Below are 7,170 nucleotides of genomic sequence, written 5' to 3'. Positions count from 1 at the left end.
CGCTTCGACAGCTGGATCCACCGGGTGACGCTCAACCTTTGCTACGACCGGCTGCGTCGCAGGCGCGAGTGGGTGACCGGCGACCTGCCGGACGTCGCCGATCCTGCGCCGCTTCCCGATGCTCATTCCGAGGAAGAAGCCCATCGGGTCGAACGGGCGCTGCAAGCCATAGCGCCGCGCCAGCGCGAAGCGATCGTTCTGGTCTACTATCAGGGGATGTCCAATATCGAGGCGGCAGCGACACTGCAGATCAGCGTCGATGCCCTGGAAAGCCTGCTCGCGCGCGGCCGGCGGTCGCTGCAAGCGATCCTGGCGGAGGATGGCGCCGATGAGTAAACGCCGGGCAAGCAGCAACGCAGCACGGCCATTGCGCCTTGCTGGTGCCGCCTGGCGCTCGGCGCCGACGGGCAAGGGGGAGACACATGGCTGAAGGGTCCAGGAACGAACCCGCAATGGATGCCAGGCGCTTTGCCGCCTTGGCGCAGGCCTATGGCGGCGACTTGCGGCGATGGCCCGAGGCCGAGCGAATGGCCGGCACGGTCTTTGCCGCAAGCGACGCGGGCGAGGCCATCTTGAGGCAGGCCGGGACACTTGACGCGCTGCTCGACAGCTACCGCGTCGACGCCCCCGGTAAAGCGCTGCACGGCAGTATCCTGCAGGTCGCCGGCCGGCACCTTGTCCAACGCCGGCGGCAGCGGTTCTGGTGGCTGGGGCTGGGACTCGCAGGCATTGGCCTGGCCGGCGCCGTGGCAGGACTGGCTTTGGTGACCGTCATCACGCCCGAGGTCCAGCCGGACCACACTGTGCTGGATGCCAATGTGACGGCGTTTGGCGATGCCGGCCCGGATGCCGAGAACGGTGAGGAAAGCCTATGAGTACGCGCTGGGTCCGTGGTCTGGTCATTGCTTCCGTGGTGCTGAACGTCTTTCTGGCCAGCGCATTTGTCGGTGGCGCGGTCTGGCTGAGAAATGCCAAATCGGGCTTCTCGCTGGAATCGGCCGGCCGACACCTTCCCGACCAGGATCGCAAGGCGTTCCGCGAGGCGCTGCGCCAGGTTCGCGTGCAGTCCCGTCAGATCATTCTCGATGGCCAGCAGGCGAGGCAGGAGGCAGCGGACCTGTTGCAGCAGCCTGTCATGGACAAGGCCGCCTTGTCCGCCGCCCTGGAACGGGCACGCGATGCCGATGTGACGGTGCGCAGCCGGCTTGAACAGGCCATTGTCGACTTCGCGGCGAGCACATCGCCTGAAAACCGGAGCGTGCTGGCACAGGCGTTGCTGCGCCATATGGAACGCCGCGCCACCGTTACGCCAAAAAAATCGCCATGACGACCGACGGAAAAGACCGGAGACGCCGTTTAACGATGCGAAGGGACAAGCCTGCCCTGTGCACCATACAGGACGGCCATCTTCATCGTCGAAAGCACTCGGAGTCCAATTATGAGTCGCCTGAAAAACTATGCAGCAACCGCTATCCTGGCCATCGGTGGAACTGTCGCGACAGCCTCCGCCTCCAGCGCAATGCCCATCGTGTCCGTTGCGAAGCCAGCCACCCCGGCACTGGTCGAGCATGTCCGCTGGGGCTGCGGCATCGGCTGGCACCCCAACAGATGGGGCCGCTGCGTGCCGAACGGCGTCGTCGTCGTGCGCCCGCGCTACCACTACTGGCACGGTCCGGCCTACGTCTGGCATCCGCATCATCACTGGCGCCACTGGCACCATTACTGATCAAAGCACCGCGGGGCCAGGCACCTTTCGGGGCGGCCCCGCGCGAGCGCTGGCGCGCACCGGACAATCCCGACCAGCCGAGTTAAGGTTAAATCCACTATACATTTGTTCTTAGCCCGCAAATAATCGAAGAATTTCCCGAAACTGTGCTCAGGCATCTTCGTGGGAAAATCTGTGGTTCAGCTTCAAGGTCTTGGACGGGTGCTCTGCCATCCGCTGACGCTGGCCGTGGTCAGCCTTGCAGGCGTCTTCGCCGCCGGACGGGCCGAGCACGAATGGCTGTCGGTGCCGTTCTCGCTGGCGCTGGTGGCTGCCCTTGCCGGACTTCTGTTCCTGGCTTCGGGGCGCCTTGCCTTTTCCGTCTACCTCGCCTGGATGGGCATTGCCTTCGTCACCGTGGTTTCGGCGATCAAGTTCCGGCTGAAAGGATTTTCGCTGCACTTCTACGACACGGTCTTCGTGTCGAGGGACCCGGAAGTGTATCGTTTCCTGCTCGGCTCCTACCTCCATCTGATCGCGCCGGTCGTCATTGCCCTAGGGCTCGGCATCGGGGCGGCGGTGCTTCTGTTCCGGATCGATCGGAAAATCGGCTGGCCGGTGTCGGCACGCGTCCTGGTCATGGCGGCGCTCGTCGTTCTGGTGCCGCTGACCTTTCCGGCCGAGGCCTCGAAGGACCGCTATTTCTACTACATGCAGGGCCGGCACATGTCGGCCTTCTTCGTCTCGCTGCTGGATTTGCACAACCTCGTTGTAGAATCGGGCTTCGAAAAGCGGCTGCAAGCCGTGGCGCCGCAGCCGCCTTTTGCCGACACGGTCGATTGCGGCGACCGGGCTGATCTTCCCGACGTCTTTTTCGTGCTCAGCGAAAGCCAGTCCGATCCCGGCTATTTTCCGCAGGTCGGCAACGGCGCGGGATTCCTGCAGAGATTCGCACCGGGGGCCGGCACGCCGCACCAGATGCAGGTCGAGACGTTTGGCGGCGGCACCTGGATCACCAATCTGTCGCTGATGACCGGCCTGTCGGCCACCGATTTCGGCTGGCGAAGCCCCTATCTGACCATCACCCTGCAGGACAAGGTCGCCGGAGCCTTGCCGGAGGTGCTGGCGCGCTGCGGATATCGGACTGTCGTGATGACGCCGATGGACTTTTCGTTCGTCAATGAAGGGCCGTTCCTGAAATCGATCGGTTTCGAGACCGTGCTCGACATCAAGGACATCGCCGCGCCCTTCTATCACCTGCGCGACAACTTTTATTACCAGGCGGCCGAGGCATTCATCGCCAGGCACCATAGGGAAGACGGCCGGCCGCTGTTCCTCGAAATCCAGACCATGTTTCCGCACTCACCCTATGAGGGGCGGATGGAGCCCGGGCTGAAGGTCGAGGGCGAGCCTTTCTCGGGCGATTTCCAAGCCAATGAGTATCTGCGCCGGATGGCGGTAGCGCGCGGCGATTTCCAGGATTTCCTCGACAAGAGGCAAGCGGATGCCGGTGAACGCGGCGCCGTGGTGCTCGAATTCGGCGATCACCAGTCGTCGGCGACCAAGCCGTTCGTCGAGGCGATCGCCGGGGACGACGCCTTGGCGACCCCTGGCTCGCTTGCCTATCGCACTTTCTACACGCTCACCACCTTCAACCATCCTTTGCGCCATCCGATGCCTGACCTGGCCCCGCTCGACATCGGCTTCCTCAGCGCAAGCCTGCTCGACGCCGCCGGCCTGCCGATGTCGCCTGTCATGGCCGATCTCGTGCGCCTGCGCGACCATTGCGGCGGCAGGTTCCATGGTTGTCAGGATCGTGCGGAGGTCGATGCGCATCTGCGCCGGCGCGTCGATACAGGCCTGCTGCATCTGTTCCCGGAAGCGGTGCCGCTGCATGGGCTGGCGCCGCTCCAATCGGTGGATGCCCGTTAAATCAGTCTATCGTATCCGGCCCCAGCGTCGCCACGGTCTTCAGCGCACCGTCCAGCATGTCGCCCTTCTCGTCCTTCAGCGCGATCTCGCGCAGGCGGCGGATCCAGTCGGCGGCGTCGGTGCGGCCCTTGACCATGTCGAGCGCGGACAGCACCCGGTCGAATTTCGACTGCGCCCGGACATGGGTGTCGCTGTAGCCCTTGATCAGCCGGCGGCAGTTGAGGATTTCGACGGCCAGTGCGTAATCCTGGGGCACATGGTCGAGCGCCAGCGCGTACCAGCCATCGAGATGAGCGACCTCGACCTTGTGGCGCAGCAGGCTGCGGCGCCAGCGACGCAGGCCGCCGATGAACCACAGAGCGGCAAAGCCGGCAAAACTGTCGGTGCGGATGCGGCGGCCATGATTGATGCGACGATCGAGAAAGGCGGCGAGCTTCGGCCGGTTTTCGATGTAGCTGCCCAGACCCGCCGGCAGCGTGCCGCAGAACTCCTCGATGCGCGGATGGAAATATTCGGTCACCTGCAGGATCGAGCCATCCTTGACGCCGACCTCGCGGCGCACGCGTTTGTCGCGCGTCGAACGTGTCTTGAGATCGGCGACGCGGATCATGTCGTCGTAGCACAGCGCGTTGGCCAGATGCTTGGCGGCAGCGATGGACAAGCCGTAGCCCTGAATCGGCCCGTCCAGCGCGACGGCCTTGTCCAACCGGTCGAGATAGTCGCGCCCATAGGCGATGTCCTGATAGTCGACGACCTTTCTCAAGCCTCGAAGCGCCATATCGCGCACGGCCACCGGCAACAGATCGATGCGGGCAGCCAAGGCCTGCCAGCCTTGCAGCAGGTTTCGCGGGCCACTCACCTGTCCGGCGCCCAGGGCAGATTCGACGATCGCTGGCTCGGCCGGCCTAGGCGCCGGTGCTGCCGTGCCGCGCGCACGATCAAACGCGGCACCGAAGGCAGCAAGGCTGGCCTTGACGCCCCGACCACCCGCGCCGATCGCCTGCTCGTAGCTTTCGCGCGTGAACGGCAGCGCGTCCGACCCCGCCAGCGCGCCAAGCAGGCTGGCCGAGATCATCGAGCCATTGTCGGCGGCGATCTTCTCCATGTCGAAGGCGATGAAGCGCTTCGATGCGGCCTCCGCCGTTGCATGCACCTTGGACGACGAGGCGCGGCCGTCGCCCGGCTCGATCTTTTCCGACACGGCGGCGATGCGGTGCGAGGAGGCGATCAGCGTGGTGCGCTCGGGCGTGACGAAGCCGCGAATGATGGCGCGGCCGGCTTCCATCAACTCCGCCGCGATCAGTATGTCGACGTCGCCTTGCGAGGGCGACAGCGCAAAGACCGGCAGCCGGCCGGTGTCGCGGGCCATCTCGACATAGTAGATGGTGGCGCCGGTACGCTGGGCGACGCCGGCGACCGAGGTCGACTGCGCGACATAGCCGTTGCGCTCGGCGACATCGGTAATCCAATCGGCGAGCACGCCGCCGCCCTGGCCGCCGACCGCCAGCACGGCGAGCTTGATGACACGCTCACCATCCTGAGCGCTGGCGTGGGCGCGAAGTGGGGGGACGGCGTCAAGCATCGGCGAAAGTCAGGCGCCGGCTTTCGCGGCGACGCTGCAACAGGCTGATGGTGGCGCGGCGCGCCGCTTCCAGGAAGCGATCCCAGCGGCTTGGATTGTGGACGACGTCGGCGCGATAGAAGGACGGGCAGAGCACCGCCGCATCGGCGACCTCGCCGCAATTGCCGCAACCGACGCAACTCTGGTCGATATGCGCGACCGGATCGTCGCGCAAAAGATCGTCGAGCGACTTGACCGACAGCGATGGGCAGCCGGACAGCCGCATGCAGGCATGGTCACCGGTACAGATGTCCTCATCCACGCCGAACTTCGGTTTCACGACACGGGTCCCGCCCTTGATCGCCTTGTCGACCAGCGGCTTTTCGCGGCGCTGGCGGTTGAGCATGCATTCGGACGAGGCGACGATGACTTTCGGCCCCTTCTCCTCCGTCGTCAGCGCCTCGCGTAGCGTGTCCTGCATCTTGGTCACGTCATAGGTGCGGTCGACATGGCGCAGCCATTTGACGCCCATGCCTTTGACCGCCTCGGTGATCGGATGCTTCGTCGACTTGGTCTTGTTGCCGGCGCGGGATGAGAGGATGTCCTGGCCGCCGGTGGCGGCCGAGTAAAAATTATCGACGATGACGATGACGCCGTCGTTCTTGTTGAACACCGCGTTGCCAATTGAGGAGGTCAGGCCGTTGTGCCAGAAGCCGCCGTCGCCGACGAAGGAGATGGACCGCCGCTTGGCATCAGGCGAATTGAAGGCCGAGGCGGAGGCCGGGCCCAGCCCGTAGCCCATGGTGGTGGCGCCGAGCTCGAAAGGCGGCATGATCGAGAACAGATGGCAGCCGATGTCGGAGGCGATGTGATGCTTGCCGAGCTCCTGCTCGACCAGTTTTGTCGCGGCAAAGATCGGCCGTTCCGGGCAGCCGATGCAGAAGCCCGGCGGACGGCCCGGCACGACATTGATGAGGTCGGCTGCATCAACGCCGTCGCCGACCTTGTTGGGCGCGCGCACCTCGCCCGGCAGCAGATGCGGCGCCTCGGCGCGCAGGAAGGCGCCGATGCCGTCGAGCATGACCTGGCCGGTATATTCGCCGGCCATCGGCAGATGCTCCTTGCCAACCAGCCTGGTGCCTCGACCGGCCTTGTGCAGCATCGAAGCAAAGGCCTGTTCGATGTAGTTGGGCTGGCCTTCCTCGACGACCAGCACCGACTGCTTGCCCTCGCAGAACGACAGGAACTCGTCGTCGATCAAGGGATAGACGGCATTGAGCACATAGAGCGGCACGTCGGTGTCGCCATAGGTGTCGGCAAGGCCGAGCCGCTGCAGCGCGCGGATGACCGAATTGTACATGCCGCCCTGCATGACGATGCCGACCGAGCCATGGTCCGAGCCGAAGAACTCGTTGATCTTGTTCTTGGCGATGAAGTCGACCGCCGCCGGCCAGCGTTTCTGCACCTTCTCCTTCTCATGCAGGAAGGAGGCGGGCGGCAGCACGATGCGGCCGGTGTCGCGGCGCGGCGCGTCGAGGGCATCGGCGACCGTCATCGGCGGCCGCTTGTTGTCCTTGGCGATGAAATGGCCATGCACGTGGCAGCAGCGGATGCGCACCTGCAGCATGACCGGCGTGTTGGAAATCTCCGACAGCTCGAAACCATCCTCCACCGCCTTGACGATCGATGGCAGATTGGGTCGCGGGTCGAGCAGCCACACCTGGCTTTTCATGGCGAAGGCATGGCTGCGCTCCTGCATGATCGAGGAGCCCTCGCCATAGTCTTCGCCGACGATGATCAGCGCGCCGCCGGTGACGCCGCCGGAGGCGAGATTGGCCAGCGCGTCGGAGGCAACATTGGTGCCGACGGTCGACTTGAAGGTCGCCGCACCGCGAATGGGATAATGCACTGACGCCGCCAGCATGGCGGTGGCAGTGGCTTCCGAGGCGCTGGCTTCGAAATGCACGCCGAG

General features: G+C 64.9%; 7 protein-coding genes. 5 read left to right on the top strand and 2 right to left on the bottom strand.

Features of this window, described 5'->3' with window-relative positions:
• From ENZ75_RS15105 to ENZ75_RS15085, 5 genes are all read left to right on the top strand, one after another.
• Positions 1 to 336, top strand: a 336-nt coding sequence (locus ENZ75_RS15105) for a sigma-70 family RNA polymerase sigma factor (RefSeq protein WP_128278165.1), incomplete at its 5' end; no start/stop codon positions are given.
• An 86-nt stretch (positions 337 to 422) separates the two neighbouring features.
• Complete coding sequence (locus ENZ75_RS15100; protein WP_082826640.1) at positions 423 to 875, top strand: hypothetical protein; 453 nt, start codon at positions 423 to 425, stop codon at positions 873 to 875.
• The gene (locus ENZ75_RS15095) at positions 872 to 1,327 is read left to right on the top strand and encodes a periplasmic heavy metal sensor (RefSeq protein WP_063169958.1); all 456 of its coding nucleotides are present in this window, start codon (positions 872 to 874) and stop codon (positions 1,325 to 1,327) included. The genes ENZ75_RS15100 and ENZ75_RS15095 overlap by 4 nt, the downstream gene beginning before the upstream one ends.
• 111 nt (positions 1,328 to 1,438) lie before the next feature.
• On the top strand, positions 1,439 to 1,726 hold the full coding sequence (locus tag ENZ75_RS15090) for a hypothetical protein (RefSeq protein WP_013527963.1): 288 nt from the start codon (positions 1,439 to 1,441) through the stop codon (positions 1,724 to 1,726).
• Between the two features lie 174 nt (positions 1,727 to 1,900).
• Positions 1,901 to 3,637, top strand: a complete 1,737-nt coding sequence (locus tag ENZ75_RS15085) for a sulfatase-like hydrolase/transferase (RefSeq protein WP_244514259.1) — start codon at positions 1,901 to 1,903, stop codon at positions 3,635 to 3,637.
• 1 nt (position 3,638) lies between these two features.
• Here the strand turns inward: ENZ75_RS15085 and ENZ75_RS15080 are convergent, their stop codons facing one another.
• Together ENZ75_RS15080 and ENZ75_RS15075 are read right to left on the bottom strand one after the other, a co-directional pair.
• Positions 3,639 to 5,219 (bottom strand): indolepyruvate oxidoreductase subunit beta family protein, encoded by a 1,581-nt coding sequence (locus ENZ75_RS15080; protein ID WP_063169956.1) that lies wholly within the window; start codon positions 5,217 to 5,219, stop codon positions 3,639 to 3,641.
• Positions 5,212 to 7,170 (bottom strand): indolepyruvate ferredoxin oxidoreductase subunit alpha (locus tag ENZ75_RS15075; protein WP_164887829.1); only part of this gene is annotated, 1,959 nt, incomplete at its 5' end. The genes ENZ75_RS15075 and ENZ75_RS15080, both read right to left, overlap by 8 nt.

Origin of the sequence: Mesorhizobium sp. M7A.F.Ca.CA.002.04.1.1, assembly GCF_004022805.1 — a bacterium.
In the GTDB taxonomy this organism is placed as follows: domain Bacteria; phylum Pseudomonadota; class Alphaproteobacteria; order Rhizobiales; family Rhizobiaceae; genus Mesorhizobium; species Mesorhizobium ciceri.
This window is presented reverse-complemented; position numbering and strand designations above follow the sequence as displayed.